Here is a 24,296-nt window from a genome sequence, read left to right as displayed (position 1 = left end):
ATCATCCAATTCCAGGAACTTGGCGATGCAGGCGTGGTACAATAAACCTGTTTATAACACCACTATCGAAATCATAAGGGAGAACGCTCGTGAACATTAGAAAGCTGAATACTCATGAAGAAACGCCCCCTATGGACCTGCTCCTTCTTGCGGATCCATCGATAAGGCTTGTCAAAGAATACGTAAACCGCGGTCACTGCTATGTCGCTGAAGAAAGCTCACAACCCATCGGGGTCTATGTCCTGCTGCCCACCAGACCCGATACCATCGAGCTGGTGAACGTTGCCGTAAGCGAGAATCTGCACGGCAGGGGCTATGGCAAACAGCTCGTGAATCATGCCGTTGATCAGGCCCGGGAGCTCGGATATGCCACGATTGAAGTAGGAACAGGAAGTACCGGGGTGGCACAGCTGGCGCTGTACCAGAAATGCGGATTTCGAATGACAGGCATCGACCGGGACTTTTTTGTACGTCATTATGATGAAGAAATTTACGAGAACGGCATGCGGCTCCGGGACATGGTGCGGATGTCCTTAGATTTGTAAGGTGATTCGGGTTGTGCTATGCACCGTTCCTCCATTCGGTGAATAGGCTATCGCATATTGATTTTTGGAGGAGAACCTATTGAGCATGAGTCACAATCCGAGACATCTCGCTTGGCACGAAACACTGGAGATTCATGAATTAACTGCCTTTCAGGCGAATCACTTGATGGCGTTCAAGATGTCCGTGCATGATATCAAAGACCCGGAGCTCCATGGACTGTATATGGAAGCGATTCAAGGGGTTGAACAGAACCTGAAGGAGCTTCTGCCTTATTATTCGGAAGCGCCCACGGGAACCCGCAGTCTCTCCGGTCCCGATCTGACGGCGTATTACGCAGGTCATCTGCTGGGGTTTGCCAAAACCTCGGTCCGAAGCTACGCCATTGCCATTACCGAGGCAGCAACTCCAAGCGTAAGAGAAACACTTCAGAAGCAGTTGAACAAAGCCATTGAACTGCACGGAAAAATCTTCTACTTCATGTATGCGCGCGGCCTGTATCCGTCTTACAATTTGAAGCAGCTGCTGGAGAATGACGTGAAAAATGCGAACAAAGCTCTGAGCTTGTAACTCAGCAAAAAAAGCCCCTGGCTAAACAGGTACGGATTTTACGAGATGTTCTCTCGCAAACCCGTCCGCCGTATAGCTCTGGGGCTTCTTCTTTTCAATAGATAATCCCTTAGGCAAGGAATTACTTATTCAGCGTCTCGCTCCAATCATGGACCATGTGGCCCTCGAGATATTTCTCGCAATCCATAGCGGCCATACAGCCTGTTCCTGCAGCCGTGATGGCTTGGCGATAACGCGTATCCTGAACGTCGCCGCAGGCGAATACGCCCGGGATGTTCGTCTCCGTCGTTCCTGGTTTAACCAGGATGTAGCCGGTCGGATCGGTTGTGATCTGATTGCCGAGGAAGCCCGTGTTCGGCGTATGTCCGATGGCCACGAACACGCCTTCCGCTTCGATCAGTTCTTCCTCGCCCGTTTCGTTGTTGCGGACCTTCAGCCCTTTAACTCCGGTTTCGCTGGTTACCACCTCAACCGGCGTGCGGTCCAAAGCCCACTGGATCTTCTCGTTCTCGCGCGCGCGATCCTGCATGATCTTAGATGCACGCAGCTCGGTGCGGCGGTTCACCACCGTTACGCTGGAAGCGAAACGCGTCAGGAAGCTGGCCTCCTCCATTGCGGAGTCACCGCCGCCGATGACAATGATTTTTTTCCCGCGGAAGAAGAACCCGTCGCATGTGGCGCATGTACTTACGCCCCGTCCAACGTTCTCCTGCTCTCCCGGAATTCCGAGATACTTCGCGGAAGCTCCCGTCGAGATAATCACGGACTCGGCCAGAAGCTCGCCCATGCCCTCGACATTCACCTTGAACGGACGCTCGGAGAAATCAACGGACTCGACCCAGGCACTCTTGAACTCTGCACCGAAGCGTTCCGCTTGTTGACGCATATTATCCATCAGCTCGGGACCCATGATGCCCTGCGGGAATCCAGGGAAGTTCTCGACCTCCGTCGTTGTCGTCAGCTGGCCTCCCGGTTGCATTCCTTCGATCACGAGCGGCTTCAGGTTTGCGCGTGCCAAGTAGATGGCTGCCGTCAATCCGGCAGGTCCTGTTCCGATTACGATTGATTTGTACATAGAATACGGCCTCCTTTAAGGTGTCGATTTCTGTTGCATGCTATTATCCTATTCAGGACTTACGGAATCTTCATGTACCATCATGTACCAAGGTCTCCTAAGTATCCGAATATGGGCTCTTACTTAAATGTTTTCCGTAAATGGCCGGAAACTATCATCCGGTTGTGCTTTCGTTTCACATACGCTATCCATTTGACGTGCATAACGGCTCACGGTGGATGGGGAAATCCCGTAACGGACAGCCACCTGTTCATAAGTCAGGGTACGTCCGCGCTTCTTGGCCGTCAGATATTCCAATGCCGCTGCCCAACCCTCGACATTCCGAATGTTCGGAATATCCGGGTACAGCCGGCTCAGGAATTCGGACCAGAGATTCTCCATCTCTTTTTTCCAAAAGGCGTCAACCCGCATGTCCATGGTTTGCTCGGCCTTCTCCAGCACCGCCTTCCAGGAAGGCAGCCAATCCGGGAGCACCTCGCGGGTCTTGCCCCCGGATAAATCGCGATCGTCGCGACGCTCCTTCAACCGATTGCTTGCGGCCTCCATCTGCTGGAGCACCAGGCGGGCGGCATCCTTCAGCTCCGCGTCCTCTCCCGGTTCCTGCAGGAACGATTGCAGCGCATGCTGCACCTCTTCATCGGCGATCAATTCCAGCGTCCGGATCACCTGCAGCTTGGTCTGGGGATCGCCATGCCGGAGCGCCCAGAAGAACGATGAACGAATCAGCGGATTCTGCTTCGCTTCCTCCGTCAGTTTATCGCCGTCATGCTCCCAGCGTTTGAACTGCTCTTCGAACGGAAGGTGATAGTGGTAACTCACTTTCATCTGATCGGTACCGGTTTCTTTACGCTTTTGCAGCTGGGCCAAATAGAAATCCGGAATCACCGAATCTCCGTCCAGCTTCAGCGCCTGCCGCCAATATTTCTCGGCCTTGTCGTAATAACCGCTGTTGCAGGCCGCAACGGCCGTATAATGATACAGGCTTGGATCTCCGTTAAACTCATCCTCTTTCAGCAATCGGCGAAAATGACCGTAGGCAATTTCGTGCTGCCCCAATATGCCCATCGTCGTAGCAAGCTTAAACACATGCTCCAGATGAAACGGAACCGTTACCGTTAGCATGTCCATCAATCGGTCGCGCTGCTCCTGATTTCCCTCATGCTGAAAGAAGATGGCCAGATTGCATAAACCGTGCAGATTGCCCGGCTCCTGATCCAGCACCTCGCCAATGGTGCGCTTCGCGGTATCGAAACGTCCCATATAGTAGTAAGCCAGGGCCAAATTGTTGCGCGCAGCCAGAAAATCCGGATTATCCTTGACGATTTCCTCCAACAGCTTGACCGCTTGGGCGAATTTCCCTTCCTCCAGCAGTGCCCGGGCATGCTCATGTTCGACCACGCCTTCGCGGCTCTTGATCCGGTTCAGCTTGGCAGGACGATTCAGCTCGTAATGGAGCAGCTCCATCATTTCCTCGGCCTCATCCAGAAATTGACCGTTAGGATCTTCCTCCAGATAGGTGACAAGCGCTTCTTCCGCCTTCTCAAACTGTTCCATATTGGCATAATTGTTCGCCATATAGAAATAGCATTCCGTCATCAACGGGTCAACCTGCTCCAGAATATGAGCCAGCACATCGTTGGAGGCTTTATAATCTCCCGTCTCTGATAATATACCCGCCATATTGCAATGATTCACCGGATTATCGGGTTCATATTCAACAGCTTTGCGAAAATATTTCAGAGCCTTGTCATATTGGTAACGATCTAGCGAACGAACCGCGCGATCGAAGAAGAAATTAGCATTCATTTCGATAGATATAACATTGTGGGGGTCACTGGACCCATATGGATGACCATTCACGAAAAGCAAGGCACCTCCTTTAACTTGCTCCTCTATCCACAACAGTATAACACAAGTTACGACGTCATTTGCAGAAAAAAGACACCAGTTTACACACCGGCGTCTTTGAATAAAGTGGCGATCGATCCGCCCTCGATGATAATGTGAGTGGCCTGGGCCAGCATAGGCGCAACAGACAGCACCTTTAACCGCATCTTGCAGTGATGGTCCGGGAGCACGATGGAGTCCGTGACCACGATCTCCTCGATATGAGCATGGTCGAGACGGTCAAGTGCTTCACCGGAGAACAGGCCATGGGTCGCGCACACAATGGCATCATTGGCCCCCCGTTCCTTTAAGCTTTCCACCACCTGCACGATGGTGGTTCCCGTGTCAATCAAGTCTTCGATAATAATCGGCGTGCGTCCCGCCACGTCCCCAATGACATGGGTTATAACCGCTTCGTTATGGGCAGGACGCTGCTTGACCATCATGGCAAACGGCGATCCCAGGCGGCTCGAAAGCTTCTCGGCCGTCTTCGCCCGTCCGGCATCGGGAGAAACGATAACCGGATTCTCGATATTCTTGGACTTCAGATACTCCGTAATCAAATCCAGCGCAGTCAGATGATCCACCGGTATATTGAAGAACCCCTGGATGGCAGGTGCATGCAGATCAATGGTTATCACGCGGTTGGCACCGGCTGTGGTTAGCACGTCGGCTACCATTTTGGCCGATATCGGCTCTCGCGGCGCGGCCTTTCGTTCCTGTCTGGCATAACCGTAATACGGAACAATGATGTTGATCGTTCTGGCGGAAGCACGCTTGGCGGCATCGATCATCACGAGCAGCTCTACGAACATTTCGTTGATAGGGTGAGAAAAGGACTGCAGCAGAAAAACGTCGCAATTGCGGATGCTTTCTTCATAGTGGACATAAACCTCGCCGCTTTGAAAGCGGGAAATCTTGATCTTTCCCAATTCAACGCCCAACTGCTGGCTGATGCTGGCGGCAAGCGCCGGATTGGAAGTTCCGGCGAACAATCGTAATGAACGATACATGAGGACCTCCTGACGAGAGTGGTTAGTAGTCGGCCGATGCAACGATGGATTGAAAGCGTTATCGTCAAATCAGGCCGTTCCCGCCTCCGCAACCCGTCGAGGGTAGTGTCTGGAGGGGAAAACAGCCGTCTGCAATGAACCTGTTTGCAATTAGTGCTTGTCTTTATTATACATCGTTTCCTTCCACATTCCAAAGCACCATCTCCCGCTTCCGGTTACGGAAGGTCGCAAGCTCCCGAACGCCAAGCTCCGACAGCAGTGCCCGGGCCTGATCCAGATGCTCGCCAAGCTTCATGGGCTGATGAGCATCCGACCCTAAAGTCAACGGAATGCCCAGCTTGATCGCTTCCTCCAGCATTCGCCGGCTTGGAAACATCTCCTCGCAGGCCTTCGATAAACCGGATGCGTTCAGCTCCATCGCCTTCCCGCTCCGGGCCACGGCCGCAAGCGCTGCTTGCTCCAATTCGATCACGTCCAGCTTCTGTTCGGGGCCCGGCCCATAACCGAACCGCTTGATCACGTCCAGATGTCCCATGATATCGTAGAAGCCGGTTGCGGCAGCCTTCTGCACCGCATCATAATATTGTCGATAGACTTCAAGCGGATCCTTGCCCTCCCAGCCCTGGGTCTGGCGGTAATCCGTGATGTCCCATTCGCCAAGAAAATGAACCGATCCGATGACATAATCCCACGGATAGTCCTTCACGATCCGCTCGATCTGTTCTTCATAGCCCTCGATATAATCGCCTTCGAGTCCGATCCGAATGTCAATCTGCCCTCTGTAGCGCTCCTTCAGCTGCAGGCATTCTTCCACGTAACGCGGCAGCTCATCCATCGGCATAGCCATCTCCGGATAGTATGCCTCCGGATTCACGTGTATCAAAGGCATATGGTCCGATAAGCCCAGTTGATCCATCCCGAGTTCGATGGCGCGCCGTACATACTCCTCCAGCTGCCCTTCGGCATGTCCGCACCGGGCATGGTGGGTATGGTAATCAATATGCATCGAGCAGGCCTCCTAATCGCGGCGCGGCCGTTCATGGCGGCGGCTCAGCTCATCCATGATCTCATCCAGCGGGAGCTTCCGCTCCTGGAGAAGCACCAGCAGGTGATAGATCAGATCGCTGATTTCAAGCTTAAGCTCGGCATTGTCTTTATTTTTGGCGGCGATGATCGTTTCCGAAGCTTCTTCGCCCACCTTCTTAAGGATTTTGTCCACGCCTTTATCGAACAAGTAGGTCGTATAGGCCCCTTCCGGCCGTTCCACTTCACGCTGGGCAATGACCTCTTCCAGCTCGGCAAGTACCGCGAAGCGCTCGCCGGATACCGCTGTACCTTGATTAGCTGGCTCGCTCTTCTGCCCTTGAGCGATAATCTCATTGTGGAAGCAGGTCGTTTGTCCGGTATGACAGGCAGGTCCATTCGGATTCACCTGCAGCAAGAGGGTGTCTCCGTCGCAATCGTATGTCATCGATACCACGGTCTGTACATTCCCGGAAGTTGCCCCCTTATGCCACAGCTCTTCGCGCGAGCGGCTCCAGAACCAAGTCTCGCCGCTTTCCAGCGTCAAACGCAGCGATTCCCGGTTCATATAAGCCATCATCAGCACCTGCTTGCTCTCTGCATCCTGTACAATCGCCGGCACCAGGCCCGCGGCATCCCAACGGATATGCTCGCTGACCTGCTCCAGGGATAAATCTTTCAACATATCTTCGCTCACCGTATATCCACTCCTTTTTGGCTAAGCTGCAACTTGAGATGAGGGATCGAGATCTCTTTATAGTGGAAAATCGTGGCGGCAAGACCCGCATCCGCCTTGCCCTGAGTGAATACGTCATAGAAGTGATCCTCTTTGCCGGCGCCGCCGGACGCAATGACCGGGATCTGAACGGTCGAGGCGACGGCCGATGTCAGCGGCAGATCGAAGCCGTCCTTCGTTCCGTCCGCATCCATGCTGGTCAACAGAATCTCGCCCGCACCCAGGCTTTCCGCCTGCTTCACCCAATCAAGCGCCTTGATGCCGGAAGGCGTACGTCCGCCGTGCGTGTACACTTCCCATTCTCCCCACGCATCGTTGTACTTGGCGTCGATCGCCACGACGATGCATTGGGACCCGAATTTGCGCGCCCCGGCGGAGATGAGCTCCGGCTGCTTGACCGCCGCCGTATTCATTCCGATTTTATCCGCGCCCGCCCGCAGAATCCGCTTCATGTCCTCCACGGACGAAATGCCTCCGCCCACGGTAAAAGGAATGGCGATTTCCCCTGCCGTTCTCCGAACGACTTCTTCCATCGTCGCCCTGCCTTCGACCGAAGCCGATATATCCAAAAAGACAAGCTCATCTGCGCCTTCCCGGTCGTAGAGCGCCGCCAATTCCACGGGATCGCCCGCATCGCGGAGATTCACAAAGTTTACGCCCTTCACCACCCGGCCGTCCTTCACGTCCAGGCAAGGTATGATCCGTTTTGCCAGCATGCCTTTCCCCTCTTCCCCTATATGAACTCTATCGATCCATGATGATTCGAACAGACACTGGTTCAAATCCTCATTGGATTCGCGTAATAGCCTCTTTCAGATCAATATTGCCTGTATACAGCGCCTTGCCCACGATCGCTCCGCCTACACCGTCCCCGCTGTGCGCGCTGAGCGCCAGCAGATCGTCCAGCTTCGTCACGCCGCCCGAAGCGATGACCGAGCGGCCGCTGGCTTTGGCCAGCGAGACAATCGCCTCTACGTTTGGTCCTTGCATCATCCCGTCGCGGGAAATGTCGGTGAAGATGAAGGTTTCCGCTCCTTTGGCCGCTAATTCTTTTGCCAACACCTCGGCTTGAACCTCCGACGTTTCCAGCCAGCCTCTCGTTGCGACGTATCCGTTGCGCGCGTCGATGCCGATGGCCACCTTATCCCCGTATTTGCCCAGCACCTCTTCCGTAAAGACGCGGTCTTCGATCGCTGCCGTGCCGATGATAACCCGGCTGACGCCGAGCGACAGCAGCCGCTCCACATCCGCCAGCGTGCGCAGGCCTCCGCCTACTTGAACCGGAACCTGGACGCGGGATGCAATCTTCCCGATTATGTCGTCGTTCACCGGCTGACCTGCCTTCGCGCCGTCCAAATCCACGAGATGAATAAATGTGCCGCCCTGCTCTTCCCACGATTTGGCTACCTCGAGTGGATTGTCATTGTACACCGTTTCTTGATTATAATCGCCTTGGACCAGCCTGACGCATTTGCCGCCGCGAATATCGATTGCCGGATATATGATAAAAGAGGACATCCCCATTCCCACTTTCCAATTGGTCTATTCGTTCGTCTTACGTTAAAGCCAAAAAATTGCGAAGCAGGCTCATCCCAAGCTCCCCGCTCTTCTCGGGATGGAACTGCATGCCGTACACCGAACCGCGGCCCACGATGGCCGTTACTGGCTGACCGTAATCGGTAACCGCCAGCAAATCAGCCTGAACCTCAGGAAGAACATGATACGAGTGGACAAAATACACATGACCTTCCTCAAGTCCCGCAAACAGCGGGTGCTCCCGCTTCTCGAACTGCAATGAATTCCAGCCCATATGCGGCACCTTGTAGTCCCCACCCGCAAACCGCACAACCGATCCGGGCAGGATATCCAGCCCTTCATACTTGCCATGCTCCTCACTCCGGCTGAACAGGAGCTGCATGCCGAGACAGATCCCCAGCAGCGGTTTTCCCGACTCCGCTGCTTCCTTCATGACCGAGTCCAGTGCGGCTTCGCGGAGCTGCTCCATGGCATCTCCGAATGCGCCGACTCCGGGCAGAATGATGCCATCCGCCGCCAGAAGCTCCTCCCGCTCCCCCGTAACGAGCGGCTGATACCCAAGCCGCTCTACCGCTTTGCTCACGCTGTGCAGATTGCCCATGCCGTAATCCACGATTGCAATGGCCATCGTTTAGAGCACTCCCTTCGTGGACGGTACGCCGGTCACCCGCGGATCCACGGTGGTCGCCTCATCCAATGCACGGCCGAGCGCCTTAAACACCGCTTCAATCATATGATGGGTATTGTGTCCGTAATGAACGATGACATGCAGCGTGATCCGGGCCTCCAGCGCCAATTTCCACAGAAATTCATGGACAAGCTCGGTATGAAAAGAGCCTACCTGCTGCGAAGGATACTCCGCCCGGTATTCAAAATGCGGGCGGTTGCTGATATCCACGATGACTTGAGCAAGCGCCTCATCCATCGGCACAAACACGCTGGCATAACGTTTGATGCCTTTTTTATCGCCCAGCGCTTCGCGGAACGTCTGCCCTAAGCAGATCCCGATATCCTCCACCGTGTGGTGGTCATCGATCTCGATATCGCCCTTTGCCTTGACGCGAAGATCAAACTGTCCATGCTTTGTGAACAAATCAAGCATATGATTCAGAAACGGTACATCGGTCTCCAATTCCGAAATCCCGGTCCCATCGACATTGAAATCCAGGGCAATGTCGGTCTCATTGGTTTTGCGGCTCACGCCGGCTGATCTTGCTGCTGCATCCAAACTGCTCACGTGGATTGCCTCCTCTATACGGAATATTTATGATGAACAAATGATGCTTGTTCTGGTCTGATTTCTTATCGTTCTTGTTCAAGCCGGATTTCGATCGCCCGGGCATGGCCCTCAAGCCCCTCGCGCCGGGCCAGCTCCATGATCTGTTCGCCGTCGCGCAGCAGCGCTTCTTTACTGTAGTAGATCAAGCTCGATTTCTTAATGAAATCGTCCAGATCCACTGGCGATGCGAACCGTGCCGTCCCATTCGTCGGAATGATATGGTTCGGTCCTGCAAAATAATCGCCTACCGGCTCCGAGCTGTACGGTCCCAGGAAGATCGCGCCTGCGTTCTCGATCTGGCCCACGATCGCCATCGGCTCCTCCGTCACGATTTCCAGATGCTCCGGCGCTAAACGGTTAATGACTTCAATCCCTTCCCGAAGGGATTCCGTGACGATCACCGCGCCATAGCTGTCCACGGAAGCACGGGCGATGTCCCGCCGTGGCAGCAGCTCAAGCTGCCGCTCTACTTCGGCGGCAACGGCCTCGCCCAGCTTTCGGGAAGGCGTCACGAGAATGGCCGATGCCATCTCGTCATGCTCAGCTTGGGAAAGCAGATCCGCTGCAATATACGAAGCATCTGCATGTTCATCGGCCAATACCGCAATCTCGCTTGGACCGGCCAGGCTGTCAATATTGACTGCGCCGTACACTTCACGTTTGGCCAGGGCAACGTAAATATTGCCGGGCCCGCAAATCTTATCCACGGGGGAAATGGTATCCGTGCCGTAGGCCAATGCCGCAATGGCTTGTGCTCCTCCTACGCGGTAGATTTCCGTAACGCCTGCCTCCGCTGCAGCCACCAGAATATAGGGATTGATTCCGTCCTTCCCGCCGGTTGCCGGGGGAGTGACCATGACGATTTCGGGCACGCCTGCCACTTGGGCCGGGATCACGTTCATCAGCACGGATGAAGGATAGGCTGCCTTTCCACCGGGCACATAGACACCGACGCGTTTCAACGGACGAATGATTTGTCCCAAGATGCTGCCGTCCGGCTGTAGATCCATCCAGGAATTCCGCTTCTGCTTCACATGAAATGCGCGAATGTTGTCTGCCGCGGTTTGTATCGCCTTCACGAACGAAGGCTCCACATGATCATAAGCTGCCTTGAGCTCCTCATCCGTTACGCGAAGCTGACCTGCGGTCAGACGGACACGGTCCAATTGTTCGGTATGCCGCAGCAAGGCGGCATCTCCTTCGGACCGAATATCCCGCACAATCGCCTTCACGACTTCATTCTGCTCTGGTGTGCCGTAATCATTTTCCCGTTTCAGCTCAAAGTCCCGTGCTGACACTACCTTCATCTTAATCTCCCCCAATCCCGCTCCATCATGTTACATGTACATGCATAGCGTTTCTTAATGAATGAAGGATGATCCATTCGATCATCCATGCTCATCCAGTTGGTGCCTTATTTCTTAGCGCTAAATATTCACTCCCTCAGACATAATGACCGTTTGCAGCCGATCGCACAATGCCTGAATTTCATCATTCTTCATCCGATAACTGACGCGATTGGCAATCAGGCGGCTTGTAATTTCAAAGATGCTGGTCATCTCTACAAGTCCGTTCTCTTTAAGCGTTTGGCCTGTTTCCACCATATCCACGATCCGGTCTGCCAAGCCGATGAGCGGTGCAAGCTCGATGGAACCGTTCAGTTTAACCACTTCAACCTGCTGGCCCTGCTCACGGAAATACTGTGAAGCCACGTTCGGATATTTGGTGGCAACCCGCTGCCTGATGCCCGGCTTCCAGTCCGGCAAGCCGATGACCGACATCCTGCACCGCGCAATGCCGAGATCAAGCAGCTCATAAACGTCCTTGTTCTCTTCCATCAGCACGTCCTTGCCGACGATACCGATATCCGCCACGCCGTATTCCACATAAGTCGGCACATCCACCGGCTTCGCCAGAATAAATTCCATTCCTGCCTCCGGCAAGGGAATGACCAGCTTGCGCGTCTCATCCACGTCGAGGGGTATCGGAAGTCCGGCTGAACGGAACAGCGCGGATGCTTTTTTATATATGCGCCCTTTGGGCATCGCTACTTTCAACGTTTCCGCCACGTTCGAATCCTCCTGACCTTAAACTCATATGATAATCGTTATAGATCCGCTTCCTACCGAAGGGTAATGACCTCTCGGTATCCTCTATTGAGCAGACTGCCGGACACAACGGGTACCTCGACATCTCGGGCATTAGCCGAATCCGGTATGATCGAAGTGATGACGGAATGTCCCTGCGCCCGAAGTTCTGAGGCTTTAGCCAGTCCTTCCTTTCGATGGGAAGCCGTGTACCGGATCAGAATGGGCAATTCCTCGACAATCTCCTCTCCTTGCACCCCATCGAGAATGCGATTGGTCTTGAGTGCAAAGCCTGTTGCCGGAACGGCACGGCCAAACTGCCGAAGCAGCTTGTCGTAACGACCGCCGCTTGCGACGGGAGAGCCCAGCTCCGCAGCATAACCCTCGAACGTCATTCCCGTGTAATAGGAGAAGTCTCCGAGCATCGTCAAGTCAAACAGAACATGTCTGGAGACGTCGTAAGCCTCGAGCACTTCCCATACCTTGCTCAGATGCTCGATAGAAGCTCTCGCGAGTTCATTGCTGCTAATCTCGAGAGCTTGCCCGGCAATCTCCCTGCCTCCGCGCAGCTTCAGGATTCCCTCCAGCTGGTCCTGCTGTACCTCCGTCAGGCTCAGGCTGGCAATGGTGTTGCGGTATCCGACGTAGTCGCGGTTCAGCAAATCCTGCTTCAGGCTCTCCTGATCCTCCGTCCGATCCGGCAGCACTTCTTGAAGCAGGCCATTCAGATAACCCATATGACCCATCGCGATTTTGAATTTCTCCACGCCCGCCGCCTTCAGGGATTCGATGGCCAGCGCAATCACTTCGGCATCGGCTTCCGGCGTATCATCGCCCACAAGCTCGACGCCGGTCTGGAAGAATTCCGCTTCCCGCCCTGCTTCCTCCTCAATGGCGCGAAATACATTAGCATGGTAAGACAAACGCACCGGAAGCGGCTCATCCTTCAGCAGCGAGGACATGACCCGCGCTATGGGAGCGGTCAGATCGGAACGCAGCACCATCGTCGTTCCGCGTTTATTCAATAGTTTAAACAGCTTCTGGTCCGACGTAGAGCTTGCCACGCCTACCGTATCGTAATATTCCATCGTTGGTGTCATAATCTGCCGGTAACCCCAGCGGTCCATGCATGCAAGCACTTCGCGTTCAATCCGACGCAGCTTGGTGACCGCATGAGGAAGATAATCACGAACACCTGCCGGTTTCTCGAAGCCTTTCGGTTTAGACATGACGCTCCACCTCAAATTCAGTAAAAGTCTTTAATATGGTAAAGTGGTACCTTGCTAATAAATTAAAGGATATTGGCTATATTACCATGAATCCTGCCTGATCGTCAATGCATACGCATGCGTTCTGCTATGTATCGTTCTCTGTCGGTACCCGCCTTACGCATCAATAGATCCGTCTAACTTCTGGGTATAATTGTAACACAAGAACGGACCAGCGTGGCTTGCTTGTCTAATTGGCTGAACCCCTGCATGGATCCGGATGGCGCCAATAAAAAAACCGCCCGGCAGCCCGGACGGCTTTGCTTCATGATGAAGGATAAGAAGTTTTAACATTAGGCCTGATGTTCCTATAGATCGACCGATTTCTTGCTGTCGCCCGTAACGGTGTCTTTTCTCTGCGATGGTGTCGCAGGTGCTTTCGAGGATGGCTTCAATGATCGAGGAACGCTGCCCAGCAGCATCCACGACCCTGGAATCCACCGGAACACCGTCTGCACCACTAACGCACTGACGATCAATGCCGTTACCATCCCGCCGTATATCCAGATCAGATAATCATCGGTTACCGGATTCAGCTTCGGATCGAATTCCCGATACAGGAACAGCCAGAGCGGGTGCACGAGATAGATCGCGAAAGACAGCTCGCCAATCCGCGTCAGCACTTTCACGATGAGTTTCCAGCCGCTGCTATACAGCCAGCTCGCCAGCTGCATCAGCACGATCGCGGAGAACACGGTGTGCAGATTCCACAACAGCTCGTACAATAGGGAATCATATTTGGCGCCATGCAATCTCTGATTGTACCAAATCTGCACATGCGTCAGCGCCATCGCGAGCCAGCCGGCCCATAACACGATCGTGCCTGCTCTTTGACCAGAGGTTTGCTTTTTCCATGATGACGTCAGCCAGCCCTTGAATTTATCGTAATTCATCGCCAGATAAGCGCCCAGCATATAGTAGGCTAAATACGAAATGGCCAAGCTGCCTTTAAACGTGTACTGCAGCTCGTATTTGTTCCAGATGATGAAACCCCATTGCAGCAGGAATCCGATCGGCACCGCCCACCTTACGAGAAACCGTGAGGATTTGAACAGCTTGAGGAAGATCGGAAACAGAATATAGAACTGCAAACTGATAAATACAAAGTATAAGTGCGTATAATTCTGCCCTCGAGCCAAGCGTTCAAAGAATAGCGGCATCTGTGCCCATAGATCAAACGAACTGTTCAGCATCCCGTTCTGATACATCCGCACAAAGAAGTAGATGATCGAGAACAACACGTACGGCAGCAAAATGTACAAGAGCCGCCGTTTGTAGAAGTTTTTGATCAAGTCCTTGGTCAGCGGCCGGTCCGCATAGTTATAGAACAGCACAAAGCTGCTTAGGAATATAAAAGAGGGTGTACCGTATTTAAAGAAAATATTCAAAAAATTAATAATATAATAGAATCGCGAATCAATCGCATCCACCGTTGCAAATGAAGTCGCATGAACGTGAAGCACGCCCAGGATGGCCAGCGCACGATAGATATCGAGCTGCGGCAGCCTTTCCTTTTTGTTCAGCGTTGCACCCATGTCAGGCGTCGCCTCCTTGTTTTCGAGTTTGTTGATAGAGTCAATGTATGCGAATGGACGGGCAAAAAAGTCCCTCAAGGCCATCATACCCCGGGGACTATTGTTCGCTTTGTGTCAGGTTATCCTTTACTCATTCTACAACAATTCAGCAAGCTTGAGAACCTGACTTGTCACATTACCTCAAATTGACTCGCTTTCCGTCGATGTCCTCTTCAGCTCTCGCAATGGATTCCCGCCTACAAAAACACCTGGTGCCACATCCTTATGTACGACAGATCCGGCAGCAACGACCGCGCCGTCTCCGATCGTTACGCCAGGCAAAATCGTGGTATTCGCGCCGATGAGCACGTTCTCCCCGATCCGCACTTCACCCAAACGATATTCCTTTATTAAATACTCGTGAGCCAGAATGGTCGTGTTGTACCCGATGACCGAATTCTCGCCGATGGTTATTTTCTCCGGAAAAAACACATCCACCATGACCATCAATCCAAACGCGGTATGCTTCCCCACTTTCATCCCGAGCATATGGCGATAGATCCAATTCTTCATAGGCAGGATAGGACAATACCGGGCGATCTGGATAAAAATGAAGTTCTTGACGCCCTTGAACGGGCTCACGGTGCGGTAGATTTGCCATAACGCGTTGGGGCCTTCTACAGGATAACGGGTAATCTTTCTGGCCATGCTGCCAAAACTCCTATTCCTCTTGAAGTCCTACGATTTCATACAGATCTCTCATATCCTTCAATATAAAATCCGGCCCGTACTCCATCAGCTTTTGCTCACCCTTGAGGGACCAAGCTACAGCGGCGGCCTTCACGCCCGCCGCCTTGGCAGACTGAATGTCCACCGGACTGTCTCCGATCATCAAAGTGGTGGCCGGATTGGCCCCCAGCTGCTCAATCGCCGTCAGAACGGGCTCCGGATGCGGTTTCGGATGCTCCACGTCGTTTACCGTAACAATCGCCGACATGAAGCGCTCCAGATCGTACTTCTCCAGCGTCATCATGGTGGAAGGACGGATCTTCGTGGTTACGATCCCGAGCGAAAGCCCGTGACGATGAAGGCGCTCCACGACTTCGTTCACATGCGGGAATGGTTTGACCATGTCATCATGATGGATCGTGTTGAAAGAGCGATAGGCTTTGATAAGCGGACTGACATCCTCGACGCCCCCTGAGAAAGCCTGCAGCTGCTGTTCCAGCGTGGTTCCCATATGCGGAATGATCTGCTCTCTGGTCAACGGTCCCGGGGCCTGCGCCTCGAAAACATGCATAAACGATGAGATAATCAATTCATTCGTGTCGATAATGGTGCCGTCCAAATCAAACAGTACGGTTTCGATCATGCTGCAACTACTCCTTTTTGTCCTCCGTATCCGGTTTTATTGTCGGAGTGTCTTCTTCTGCCCGTGGTGAGGATTTGACTTCTGTCTCCTCTGCTTGGGTAACAACGTCTTTATCCGCCATTTCCTCCGGTTCTGCGGCCTGTTTATGCTGTTTAGCAGGAGCCGGCGCAGAAGACTTGACGGTTTTGTTCGTTTGAAGATCGGCTTCCGGCGTTGGACCTGCTCCCGTCTTCGTCGACACGATTGGGTCCAAATAACGCACATTGGCACGGCCCGTCACACGGCGCACGATGATCAGCACGATGCCTCCAATGACGATCAACACGGACAGCAGCTGGGAGATTCGAATGTTGCCATAAGCCGGATCCAGGTGGCCCAGTTCAAAGCCCATCCAAGTCATCGGTGCCCATAACGTATTGTTAATGAAATCGGCAAGTCCTGTGGCCCCTTGGAAAGCCAAGCTGTCCGTCCGCACCGCTTCAATAAAGAACCGGCCGATGGAATACCAGATGAAGTACCCGATGAAGAGTTCGCCTGCCCGCAGAAATTTCTGTCTGCGAATGATAAGCAGTATGACGATACCCAACAGGTTCCACAGCGATTCATATAAGAAGGTAGGGTGATGGAATACGCCCTGTACGTTCATTTGATTCACGATAAAATCAGGCAAATGCAGCTCTCCGCGCAAGAAAGACTCGCTGACAGGACCGCCATAGGCTTCCTGGTTAACGAAGTTACCCCAGCGTCCAATGATCTGGCCGGCCAACAAGGACGGCGCACAGATATCAGCAATTCGCCAGAAGTTGTAGCCTTTTCGGCGAACATAGATCAACGCACAGATAATGGCGCCGATCAAGGCGCCGAATATCGCAATCCCGCCATTCCATATTTTGAACACATCCAGGAAGTTATCCTTATAGTCTTCCCATTTAAAAGCTACATAATAAATACGAGCACCGATAATAGCGGAAGGAACCCCAAGCAAGAGCAAATCCATGAAAAATTCCTGCGGAATGCCAAAACGCTTCCCTTCGCGAATGGCCAGCAGCAGACCTGCCAAGGCACCCAGGCCCAAAATCAAGCCATACCAATGAACACGCAGCGATCCGATGGAGAACGCCACCGGATCGATGAGCAATGTTTGCATCACTTATAACCCTCCCTAGTCCTAGTCCAAATCGTCCATATCTTCAGCAATCGTTGCCGTCAGCTTGTTCGTAAACTGCAGTGCAGCATTCAGTCCCATTTGCTTCAATCTGTAGTTCATAGCTGCCACTTCAATAATAACCGCAAGGTTACGTCCTGGACGAACCGGAATGGTGACCAGAGGGATATCCGTCTCTATAATTCGTGTTGTCTCTTCATCTAATCCCAGACGATCATACTGTTTATCCTGCTGCCAGGCCTCCAATCGAACAACAAGCGTAATCCGTTTATTATTCCGAACGGCGCCTGCACCGAATAACGTCATAACGTTAATAATACCGACCCCGCGAATCTCCAGCAGATGGCGAATCAGCTCAGGCGCTGTTCCATGCAGCTGAAAATCCGACGTCTGGCGGATCTCCACCGCGTCGTCCGCGATTAAGCGGTGTCCGCGTTTGACGAGCTCCAGAGCCGTTTCGCTTTTCCCGATACCGCTCGAGCCCGTGATCAGCATCCCCACGCCATACACATCGCACAATACCCCGTGGATGGTCGTCGTTGGCGCAAGTCTGCGTTCCAGGAAACTCGTGAATCGGCTTGTCAGGATGGTCGTCGCCATGCTGCTGCGCAGCACGGGCAAACCTCTTTCATTGCCGAGCTCCACCAGCTCTTCCGGCACTTCCAGGGAACGCGTAACCACGATGCAAGGCGTTTCTTCCGTACACAGGCTGCGCATGCGTTCTTTCCGCTCTTCCGGCTTCAGCATTCCGAAGAAAGCCAGCTCCGTGCGCCCCATAAGCTGAACCCGTTCCCGCGGATGGTATTCAAAATAACCGGCCATTTCCAATCCCGGGCGATTCAGATCGTCCGTTGTAATCTGACGTTTCAAGCCTTCCTCACCTGCGATGACCTCCAGCTGAAACTGCTGGACCAGCTCGGATACCTTCACTTTCTTGGCCATGGTCTTACCCCTCTTCTTCCATTGTATGTTGACATCACAACGCAACCGGCATGCTGCACGGTTCGTTTTGGATGATATATTTCATGATCGGTTACTTTACTAATTAAATAGGACGTCACAAGCCTTGCCGGCGGTCGGTCATGCTTCATGGAATACGCCCCAACAACCCATACGTTCAATGCTTATGTATGCCTTGCTTTGTGCTTATCTTATCGAAAAAAGCCAATGAATGCAATTCTAACCGGCTATCCGATAGCAGGACATTGGACTTATCCAGGAGTGAAGCTACGCTGCTATGGCATACTGCGACTAAAAAACAGATGTTCTATTACGAAAGATAACTCTCTTTCTATATCGACAATTGGTCGTCTGCTTTACACACTTTTACCCTAGGACCACTTCTACCGTCTGCTAGAACTGCCTGAACCCTTCGGATAAGGGCACAAACTGCCTAGTTTTATGTCTTTTTCTCCTAAAAAAACCGCCCCTTGAGGGGCGGTTTTCAAGAGATCTCGATTGCTGAAGATTAATCTTCGAGCAATACGTTCAATTCAGACTCTTTATCAAAGATATGAACTTTGTTCATGTCGAGTGCCAATTTCACATTGTCGCCTTCGCGAGTAGTCGAACGTCCGTCTACACGGCCGATAACTGTGTCGGTGCCCAAGCCGCTGAGGTACAAGAGCATTTCGTGACCAAGGTTCTCGGTTACGTCCACTTTCGCTGTGAAGATTGTGTTCGGGGAAGCTTCCAGGAATACTGGCTCTTCATGAATATCTTCCGGACGAACACCCATGATTACTTCTTTGCCAATCATGGATTTATTTTTGAGCAATTGTGCTTTACCGCCTGGAACTTGAACGTTCAAGCCCTGGGAAGTGAAGTATACGCCACCGTTTTGCTCGGACAATTTACCATTGATGAAGTTCATGGTTGGGGAACCAATGAAACCAGCAACGAACAGGTTGTTCGGATTATTGTACAGCTGCTCTGGAGAATCCGCTTGTTGAATGATGCCATCCTGCATAACAACGATACGGTCACCCATCGTCATAGCTTCTGTTTGGTCATGCGTTACATAGATACAAGTGGTTTCAAGACGCTTCACCAGCTTAGTAATTTCAGCACGCATCTGACCGCGGAGTTTCGCATCCAAGTTGGAAAGCGGCTCATCCATCAAGAAGACTTGTGGATCACGGACAATCGCACGGCCCAAGGCGACACGCTGACGCTGACCACCGGAAAGAGCTTTCGGTTTACGCTCGAGCAAATGCTCGATATCCAGGATTTTCGCTGCTTCACGTACACGCTTATCGATTTCGTCTTTCTTCACTTTACGGAGTTTCAAACCGAATGCCATGTTCTGATATACGTTCATATGCGGATACAAGGCGTAGGATTGGAATACCATCGCGATGTCACGATCTTTAGGTGCTACATCGTTAACAACGCGGTCGCCAATGTAAAGTTTACCCTCGGAAATTTCCTCAAGACCTGCGATCATACGAAGTGTCGTAGACTTACCGCAACCGGAAGGACCTACCAATACCAAGAATTCTTTATCTTTAATATCCAAATTAACGTCAATTACAGTTGCTTTATCTGCACCTGCATACTTTTTGTAAATATGCTCTAAGCGTACACCAGCCATGTGCATTTGCCCCCTCATATGAATGTTATGAAATCGAATACAATTAATTTATAATCTTATATTACCCCATAGGCACCTGACTTGCTATACACAATCTGCACAAAAAACCTATTTCCTTTTCGTCACTTTATACAATAGAAGCGTTATTTTCACCAATACCGCGTCACTGAAGCTGCGAACGTCAAGCCCCGTCTCCTGTTTGATCTTATCCAGTCGGTACAGCAGCGTATTTCGGTGAATATACAGGTGTTTGGCCGTCTCGCTCACATTGCAGTCCAATTCAAAAAAAGACTCCAGCGTCGATAAAGTCTCACTGTCCTCGAATAAGTCGGTATGTCCGGCAGCGTACTCCCGCAGGAATTGATTCCGTTGATACTCAGGAATGCTGTAGACCAGACGTTCCAGATGAAGACCGGTCGACAGATGAATATGCTCCTTGACCTGAAAAGTACGCCCAATGGTCATGGTCTCTCGCAGCATGCCAACCGTCTGCGGCAAAGCATGAAGCGCATTGACTGCCGGGATCGCCGAAATATGAAAATCGCCCACCCATTCCGTTGAAATGAGCTCGTACAGCCCCATACAGAATAAGGACAGCAAATCCTGATCGGCTTCCGAGGATGCTTCCTCTTTATCATCCGTCGTTATGCCGCCCAACAGCTCTTGATTGGCAAGGATAATCCATTCCTTATCCAGCAGCGGCACAAGAACGATATCCCCGTCAAAATAACTGCGCAACAACCGCAGCAGCGCTTTATAACTTGGCGTGGGAGCATGCTCGCTCTCATGAATGAGTAGAAAGGGGACCATTTCCTCCGTCAAGCTTGTCCGAATCAGCATCTCATCCGGCAGTTCAGCAAGCAGCTCGCCGGCTTGAAGGCGCTCTTTCAACCAACCGCTCAACTGCTGGGCGCGCCGTTCTTCTTCAACCTTGGCTGCATTCTTTGACATCGCGCCTGAAGGCGTTTCCTGAAGGTTCGCCAATAAAAGAGCGACAAGCCCAATCTCCGACTCCGTCAAAGCATTGGAATCCGCCACGAGTACTCGGCTCAGATCCTGTTGATTAACGGGAAACCAAATCTCACCAAGCTCCTTATGCACATAAGCACCATCAACCATTCGTGTTGTGTTTGAGCTTACTTTTTCTCCATGGCGATTTGAACTTGCAGCACTTTCTTCTCGACCTAACCGGTCACCGTATCGCGAAGTGATCGCCATCGATTCCGTGAGCCATAGCGATTCCTGCTCATTCAATGTTTTTAAGCCGAGTGAGGTACCCAAGGTCTGCTCCAGTTTCTGAACGATATGCTCCATCTCCACCATTGATGACTCCACCACTTTATCGTTTTTTCTTATTTTAGCATATCATCCTGCACAAACGACAATTCCTTCTCTTTAAGTCCGTGTGCCTTAGGAAATAGTTCAGTAAAACAACACAAAAAGAGCCGTCAACAACGTTGACGACCCTTTCGGATGAGCCATGAAGGACTCGAACCTTCGACACCCTGATTAAAAGTCAGGTGCTCTACCAACTGAGCTAATGGCTCTTATTACTGGTGGAGGATGATGGATTCGAACCACCGAACTCGGACGAGAACAGATTTACAGTCTGCTGCGTTTGGCCACTTCGCTAATCCTCCAAAATATAAAGGTGGCTCGGGACGGAATCGAACCGCCGACACGAGGATTTTCAGTCCTCTGCTCTACCGACTGAGCTACCGAGCCAAACATGAATAACATTAAAATAAAGTGCGGAGTGCAACACTTCCCACTTTAATCTGTGGAAAACCGACCATTTTTATTCCTTAGGAGTAATAATGGCGGAACTGACGGAATACTCTCTCTTCGTTCGAGACTGCGAAGTCTGTGCTAACGAGGATATGCTCCGACGAACCCGGTTATGGATTCTCATCCCTGAAGCTTGTAAATAATGGCGGAACTGACGGGATTCGAACCCGCGATCTCCTGCGTGACAGGCAGGCATGTTAGGCCTCTACACCACAGTTCCGCATTATTAAAGATGGTGCCGGCGAGAGGACTTGAACCCCCAACCTACTGATTACAAGTCAGTTGCTCTACCAATTGAGCTACACCGGCATGGCAAGGTAATAAAAATATACATGGTGGAGGCTGAGGGGATCGAACCCCCGACCCTCTGCTTGTAAGGCAGATGCTCTCCCAGCTGAGCTAAGCCTCCAGGTATGTATGGTAGCGGCGGAGGGGATCGAACCCCCGACCTCACGGGTATGAACCGTACGCTCTAGCCAGCTGAGCTACACCGCCAAATAAACCTTATTGCATCCAAGTTATTCAAATGGCGGAGAGAGAGGGATTCGAACCCTCGCACCGCTTACGCAGTCTAACCCCTTAGCAGAGGGTCCCCTTATAGCCACTTGGGTATCTCTCCATCATAACTTGTATGCAGTTACAGAGATTGATTCCCTGAAAACTAGATACGAAACGATATTTGCAGCACATTGAAATATATTTTGGATAAGCCCTCGACCGATTAGTATTGGTCAGCTCCATGCATTGCTGCACTTCCACCTCCAACCTATCTACCTCGTCGTCTTCAAGGGGTCTTACATACTGGGAAATCTCATCTTGAGGGGGGCTTCACGCTTAGATGCTTTCAGCGCTTATCCCGTCCGTACGTAGCTACCCAGCCATGCTCCTGGCGGAACAACTGGTGCACCAGCGGTACGTCCATCCCGGTCCTCTCGTACTAAGGACAGCTCCTCTCAAATTTCCTACGCCCACGACAGATAGGGACCGAACTGTCTCACGACGTTCTGAACCCAGCTCGCGTACCGCTTTAATGGGCGAACAGCCCAACCCTTGGGACCTACTTCAGCCCCAGGATGCGATGAGCCGACATCGAGGTGCCAAACCTCCCCGTCGATGTGGACTCTTGGGGGAGATAAGCCTGTTATCCCCAGGGTAGCTTTTATCCGTTGAGCGATGGCCCTTCCATGCGGTACCACCGGATCACTAAGCCCGACTTTCGTCCCTGCTCGACTTGTAGGTCTCGCAGTCAAGCTCCCTTATGCCTTTGCACTCTTCGAATGATTTCCAACCATTCTGAGGGAACCTTGGGGCGCCTCCGTTACTCTTTAGGAGGCGACCGCCCCAGTCAAACTGCCCGCCTGACACTGTCCCCGTACCGGATCACGGTACCAGGTTAGAACCTAGATACGATCAGGGTGGTATCCCAACGTCGCCTCCACACAAGCTGGCGCTCATGCTTCTAAGGCTCCCACCTATCCTGTACAGATCGTACCCAAATCCAATATCAAGCTGCAGTAAAGCTCCATGGGGTCTTTCCGTCTTGTCGCGGGTAACCTGCATCTTCACAGGTATTAAAATTTCACCGGATCTCTCGTTGAGACAGCGCCCAAGTCGTTACGCCATTCGTGCGGGTCAGAATTTACCTGACAAGGAATTTCGCTACCTTAGGACCGTTATAGTTACGGCCGCCGTTTACTGGGGCTTCGGTTCACAGCTTCGGATTGCTCCTAACCGCTCCCCTTAACCTTCCAGCACCGGGCAGGCGTCAGCCCGTATACTTCGCCTTACGGCTTCGCACAGACCTGTGTTTTTGCTAAACAGTCGCTTGGGCCTTTTCACTGCGGCCCCCTCGGGCTATTCACCCTACCGAGGCACCCCTTCTCCCGAAGTTACGGGGTCATTTTGCCGAGTTCCTTAACGAGAGTTCTTCCGCGCGCCTTAGAATTCTCTTCTCGCCTACCTGTGTCGGTTTGCGGTACGGGCACCTTCACCTGACTAGAGGCTTTTCTTGGCAGTGTGAGATCATGACCTTCGCTACTATAATTTTCACTCCCCATCACAGCCCAGCCTTATCGATGTGCGGATTTGCCTACACATCAGCCTCACTGCTTGGACGGACATCCATCAGTCCGCGTCACTACCCTCCTGCGTCACCCCATCGTTCATAACGGTTTACGGTGGTACAGGAATTTCAACCTGTTGTCCTTCGATTACGCCTTTCGGCCTCACCTTAGGTCCCGACTTACCCTGAGCGGACGAGCCTTCCTCAGGAAACCTTGGGCTTTCGGCGGATCAGATTCTCACTGATCTTTTCGTTACTCATACCGGCATTCTCACTTGTATGCTGTCCAGCGCTCCTTACGGTACACCTTCAACCTACATACAACGCTCCCCTACCCCTGAATCGACTTCACTCCGCCTTCGAAGTGTGTTTATCCCCTGAGAACATTTGGTCATTCTTGATTTCATCTCAAGTCTGACAAAAATGTTTCTCTCAGTCTCACTACCTCAAAGAAGCAGTGAAGTCGATTCAAGCCATAGCTTCGGTGGTGTGTTTAGCCCCGTTACATTTTCGGCGCAGAGTCACTCGACCAGTGAGCTATTACGCACTCTTTAAATGGTGGCTGCTTCTAAGCCAACATCCTGGTTGTCTGTGCAACTCCACATCCTTTCCCACTTAACACACACTTGGGGACCTTAGCTGATGGTCTGGGCTGTTTCCCTTTTGACAATGGATCTTAGCACTCACTGTCTGACTCCCGGATATAAGTCTATGGCATTCGGAGTTTGACTGAGCTTGGTAACCCTTGCGGGCCCCGCACCCAATCAGTGCTCTACCTCCACGAC

The 24,296-nt window shown here is 52.2% G+C and carries 21 protein-coding genes, 8 tRNA genes and 1 rRNA gene (1 of these 30 cut by a window edge); 2 read left to right on the top strand and 28 right to left on the bottom strand.

What is annotated here, in order from left to right:
* Nucleotides 1–89 precede the first annotated feature (89 nt).
* On the top strand, nt 90–545 hold the full coding sequence (locus tag AC3RCL_RS00855; RefSeq protein ID WP_012818408.1) for a GNAT family N-acetyltransferase: 456 nt from the start codon (nt 90–92) through the stop codon (nt 543–545).
* A gap of 85 nt (nt 546–630) precedes the next feature.
* Nucleotides 631–1,113 carry a spore coat protein gene (locus AC3RCL_RS00850; RefSeq protein WP_096777125.1) on the top strand — a complete coding sequence of 161 codons (483 nt, stop codon included), beginning with the start codon at nt 631–633 and terminating at the stop codon, nt 1,111–1,113.
* 121 nt (nt 1,114–1,234) lie between these two features.
* Here AC3RCL_RS00850 and trxB read toward each other — a convergent pair whose 3' ends face one another.
* The 28 genes from trxB to AC3RCL_RS00710 all read right to left on the bottom strand — a co-directional run.
* Nucleotides 1,235–2,188, bottom strand: a complete 954-nt coding sequence (trxB, locus tag AC3RCL_RS00845; protein ID WP_071219455.1) for a thioredoxin-disulfide reductase — start codon at nt 2,186–2,188, stop codon at nt 1,235–1,237.
* A 123-nt stretch (nt 2,189–2,311) separates the two neighbouring features.
* Nucleotides 2,312–3,994 (bottom strand): tetratricopeptide repeat protein, encoded by a 1,683-nt coding sequence (locus AC3RCL_RS00840; protein WP_251500858.1) that lies wholly within the window; start codon nt 3,992–3,994, stop codon nt 2,312–2,314.
* A 143-nt stretch (nt 3,995–4,137) separates the two neighbouring features.
* Nucleotides 4,138–5,088 (bottom strand): ribose-phosphate diphosphokinase, encoded by a 951-nt coding sequence (locus tag AC3RCL_RS00835; protein WP_012818404.1) that lies wholly within the window; start codon nt 5,086–5,088, stop codon nt 4,138–4,140.
* A 166-nt stretch (nt 5,089–5,254) separates the two neighbouring features.
* Nucleotides 5,255–6,094 (bottom strand): histidinol-phosphatase HisJ, encoded by an 840-nt coding sequence (gene hisJ / locus AC3RCL_RS00830; protein WP_492534162.1) that lies wholly within the window; start codon nt 6,092–6,094, stop codon nt 5,255–5,257.
* A gap of 12 nt (nt 6,095–6,106) precedes the next feature.
* On the bottom strand, nt 6,107–6,808 hold the full coding sequence (gene hisIE, locus AC3RCL_RS00825) for a bifunctional phosphoribosyl-AMP cyclohydrolase/phosphoribosyl-ATP diphosphatase HisIE (RefSeq protein ID WP_492534160.1): 702 nt from the start codon (nt 6,806–6,808) through the stop codon (nt 6,107–6,109).
* The gene (gene hisF / locus AC3RCL_RS00820; RefSeq protein WP_096777122.1) at nt 6,805–7,563 is read right to left on the bottom strand and encodes an imidazole glycerol phosphate synthase subunit HisF; all 759 of its coding nucleotides are present in this window, start codon (nt 7,561–7,563) and stop codon (nt 6,805–6,807) included. Before hisF ends, hisIE begins: the two co-directional genes overlap by 4 nt.
* Nucleotides 7,564–7,633: 70 nt before the next feature.
* A complete protein-coding gene (gene hisA / locus AC3RCL_RS00815; protein ID WP_492534158.1) occupies nt 7,634–8,365 on the bottom strand; it encodes a 1-(5-phosphoribosyl)-5-[(5-phosphoribosylamino)methylideneamino]imidazole-4-carboxamide isomerase in 732 nt (243 codons plus the stop codon).
* 37 nt (nt 8,366–8,402) lie between these two features.
* Nucleotides 8,403–9,011, bottom strand: coding sequence for an imidazole glycerol phosphate synthase subunit HisH (hisH, locus tag AC3RCL_RS00810; protein WP_192570114.1), 609 nt, complete (start codon nt 9,009–9,011; stop codon nt 8,403–8,405).
* A gap of 3 nt (nt 9,012–9,014) precedes the next feature.
* Nucleotides 9,015–9,620 (bottom strand): imidazoleglycerol-phosphate dehydratase HisB, encoded by a 606-nt coding sequence (hisB, locus tag AC3RCL_RS00805; RefSeq protein ID WP_009595657.1) that lies wholly within the window; start codon nt 9,618–9,620, stop codon nt 9,015–9,017.
* Nucleotides 9,621–9,685: 65 nt separating this feature from the next.
* Entirely contained in the window at nt 9,686–10,969 is a 1,284-nt protein-coding gene (hisD, locus tag AC3RCL_RS00800) for a histidinol dehydrogenase (RefSeq protein ID WP_492534155.1), read from the bottom strand.
* Nucleotides 10,970–11,089: 120 nt separating this feature from the next.
* Nucleotides 11,090–11,731 (bottom strand): ATP phosphoribosyltransferase, encoded by a 642-nt coding sequence (gene hisG / locus AC3RCL_RS00795; RefSeq protein ID WP_213579892.1) that lies wholly within the window; start codon nt 11,729–11,731, stop codon nt 11,090–11,092.
* Between the two features lie 53 nt (nt 11,732–11,784).
* A complete protein-coding gene (locus tag AC3RCL_RS00790) occupies nt 11,785–12,978 on the bottom strand; it encodes an ATP phosphoribosyltransferase regulatory subunit (protein ID WP_492534153.1) in 1,194 nt (397 codons plus the stop codon).
* Between the two features lie 347 nt (nt 12,979–13,325).
* On the bottom strand, nt 13,326–14,552 hold the full coding sequence (locus AC3RCL_RS00785; RefSeq protein ID WP_012818395.1) for an acyltransferase: 1,227 nt from the start codon (nt 14,550–14,552) through the stop codon (nt 13,326–13,328).
* A 180-nt stretch (nt 14,553–14,732) separates the two neighbouring features.
* Entirely contained in the window at nt 14,733–15,239 is a 507-nt protein-coding gene (locus AC3RCL_RS00780) for an acyltransferase (RefSeq protein ID WP_096777118.1), read from the bottom strand.
* A 13-nt stretch (nt 15,240–15,252) separates the two neighbouring features.
* Complete coding sequence (ppaX, locus tag AC3RCL_RS00775) at nt 15,253–15,903, bottom strand: pyrophosphatase PpaX (protein WP_036663929.1); 651 nt, start codon at nt 15,901–15,903, stop codon at nt 15,253–15,255.
* A gap of 7 nt (nt 15,904–15,910) precedes the next feature.
* Nucleotides 15,911–17,050, bottom strand: a complete 1,140-nt coding sequence (gene lgt, locus AC3RCL_RS00770) for a prolipoprotein diacylglyceryl transferase (protein ID WP_192572724.1) — start codon at nt 17,048–17,050, stop codon at nt 15,911–15,913.
* Nucleotides 17,051–17,071: 21 nt separating this feature from the next.
* Nucleotides 17,072–18,010, bottom strand: coding sequence for an HPr(Ser) kinase/phosphatase (gene hprK, locus AC3RCL_RS00765; RefSeq protein ID WP_009595669.1), 939 nt, complete (start codon nt 18,008–18,010; stop codon nt 17,072–17,074).
* Nucleotides 18,011–18,536: 526 nt separating this feature from the next.
* Nucleotides 18,537–19,661 carry an ABC transporter ATP-binding protein gene (locus AC3RCL_RS00760; RefSeq protein WP_012818391.1) on the bottom strand — a complete coding sequence of 375 codons (1,125 nt, stop codon included), beginning with the start codon at nt 19,659–19,661 and terminating at the stop codon, nt 18,537–18,539.
* A gap of 108 nt (nt 19,662–19,769) precedes the next feature.
* Nucleotides 19,770–20,984 (bottom strand): PucR family transcriptional regulator, encoded by a 1,215-nt coding sequence (locus AC3RCL_RS00755; protein ID WP_492534149.1) that lies wholly within the window; start codon nt 20,982–20,984, stop codon nt 19,770–19,772.
* A 151-nt stretch (nt 20,985–21,135) separates the two neighbouring features.
* Nucleotides 21,136–21,208, bottom strand: a tRNA-Lys gene (locus tag AC3RCL_RS00750).
* Nucleotides 21,209–21,215: 7 nt separating this feature from the next.
* A tRNA-Tyr gene (locus AC3RCL_RS00745) sits at nt 21,216–21,301 on the bottom strand.
* 12 nt (nt 21,302–21,313) lie between these two features.
* Nucleotides 21,314–21,386 (bottom strand) — tRNA-Phe (locus tag AC3RCL_RS00740).
* A gap of 206 nt (nt 21,387–21,592) precedes the next feature.
* Nucleotides 21,593–21,669: transfer RNA gene (locus AC3RCL_RS00735), tRNA-Asp, on the bottom strand.
* Nucleotides 21,670–21,682: 13 nt separating this feature from the next.
* A tRNA-Thr gene (locus AC3RCL_RS00730) sits at nt 21,683–21,758 on the bottom strand.
* A gap of 24 nt (nt 21,759–21,782) precedes the next feature.
* A tRNA-Val gene (locus tag AC3RCL_RS00725) sits at nt 21,783–21,858 on the bottom strand.
* A gap of 9 nt (nt 21,859–21,867) precedes the next feature.
* Nucleotides 21,868–21,944: transfer RNA gene (locus AC3RCL_RS00720), tRNA-Met, on the bottom strand.
* A 32-nt stretch (nt 21,945–21,976) separates the two neighbouring features.
* Nucleotides 21,977–22,068: transfer RNA gene (locus tag AC3RCL_RS00715), tRNA-Ser, on the bottom strand.
* Nucleotides 22,069–22,150: 82 nt separating this feature from the next.
* Nucleotides 22,151–24,296: ribosomal RNA gene (locus AC3RCL_RS00710) — 23S ribosomal RNA — on the bottom strand (it continues 901 nt past the right edge of the window).

The organism is Paenibacillus sp. MT86, from assembly GCF_058792535.1.
This window is presented reverse-complemented; position numbering and strand designations above follow the sequence as displayed.

Coding starts and splice junctions, on each gene's coding strand:
- AC3RCL_RS00835 (WP_012818404.1), bottom strand. CDS start 5,088: ATGTATCGTTCATTACGATTGTTCGCCGGAACTTCCAATCCGGCGCTT.
- AC3RCL_RS00760 (WP_012818391.1), bottom strand. CDS start 19,661: ATGGCTGGTGTACGCTTAGAGCATATTTACAAAAAGTATGCAGGTGCA.
- hisH (WP_192570114.1), bottom strand. CDS start 9,011: ATGGCCATTGCAATCGTGGATTACGGCATGGGCAATCTGCACAGCGTG.
- hisJ (WP_492534162.1), bottom strand. CDS start 6,094: ATGCATATTGATTACCATACCCACCATGCCCGGTGCGGACATGCCGAA.
- AC3RCL_RS00790 (WP_492534153.1), bottom strand. CDS start 12,978: ATGTCTAAACCGAAAGGCTTCGAGAAACCGGCAGGTGTTCGTGATTAT.
- hprK (WP_009595669.1), bottom strand. CDS start 18,010: ATGGCCAAGAAAGTGAAGGTATCCGAGCTGGTCCAGCAGTTTCAGCTG.
- hisF (WP_096777122.1), bottom strand. CDS start 7,563: ATGCTGGCAAAACGGATCATACCTTGCCTGGACGTGAAGGACGGCCGG.
- AC3RCL_RS00840 (WP_251500858.1), bottom strand. CDS start 3,994: ATGAATGCTAATTTCTTCTTCGATCGCGCGGTTCGTTCGCTAGATCGT.
- hisD (WP_492534155.1), bottom strand. CDS start 10,969: ATGAAGGTAGTGTCAGCACGGGACTTTGAGCTGAAACGGGAAAATGAT.
- AC3RCL_RS00755 (WP_492534149.1), bottom strand. CDS start 20,984: ATGGTGGAGATGGAGCATATCGTTCAGAAACTGGAGCAGACCTTGGGT.
- ppaX (WP_036663929.1), bottom strand. CDS start 15,903: ATGATCGAAACCGTACTGTTTGATTTGGACGGCACCATTATCGACACG.
- lgt (WP_192572724.1), bottom strand. CDS start 17,050: ATGCAAACATTGCTCATCGATCCGGTGGCGTTCTCCATCGGATCGCTG.
- AC3RCL_RS00850 (WP_096777125.1), top strand. CDS start 631: ATGAGTCACAATCCGAGACATCTCGCTTGGCACGAAACACTGGAGATT.
- trxB (WP_071219455.1), bottom strand. CDS start 2,188: ATGTACAAATCAATCGTAATCGGAACAGGACCTGCCGGATTGACGGCA.
- AC3RCL_RS00780 (WP_096777118.1), bottom strand. CDS start 15,239: ATGGCCAGAAAGATTACCCGTTATCCTGTAGAAGGCCCCAACGCGTTA.
- hisA (WP_492534158.1), bottom strand. CDS start 8,365: ATGTCCTCTTTTATCATATATCCGGCAATCGATATTCGCGGCGGCAAA.
- AC3RCL_RS00785 (WP_012818395.1), bottom strand. CDS start 14,552: ATGGGTGCAACGCTGAACAAAAAGGAAAGGCTGCCGCAGCTCGATATC.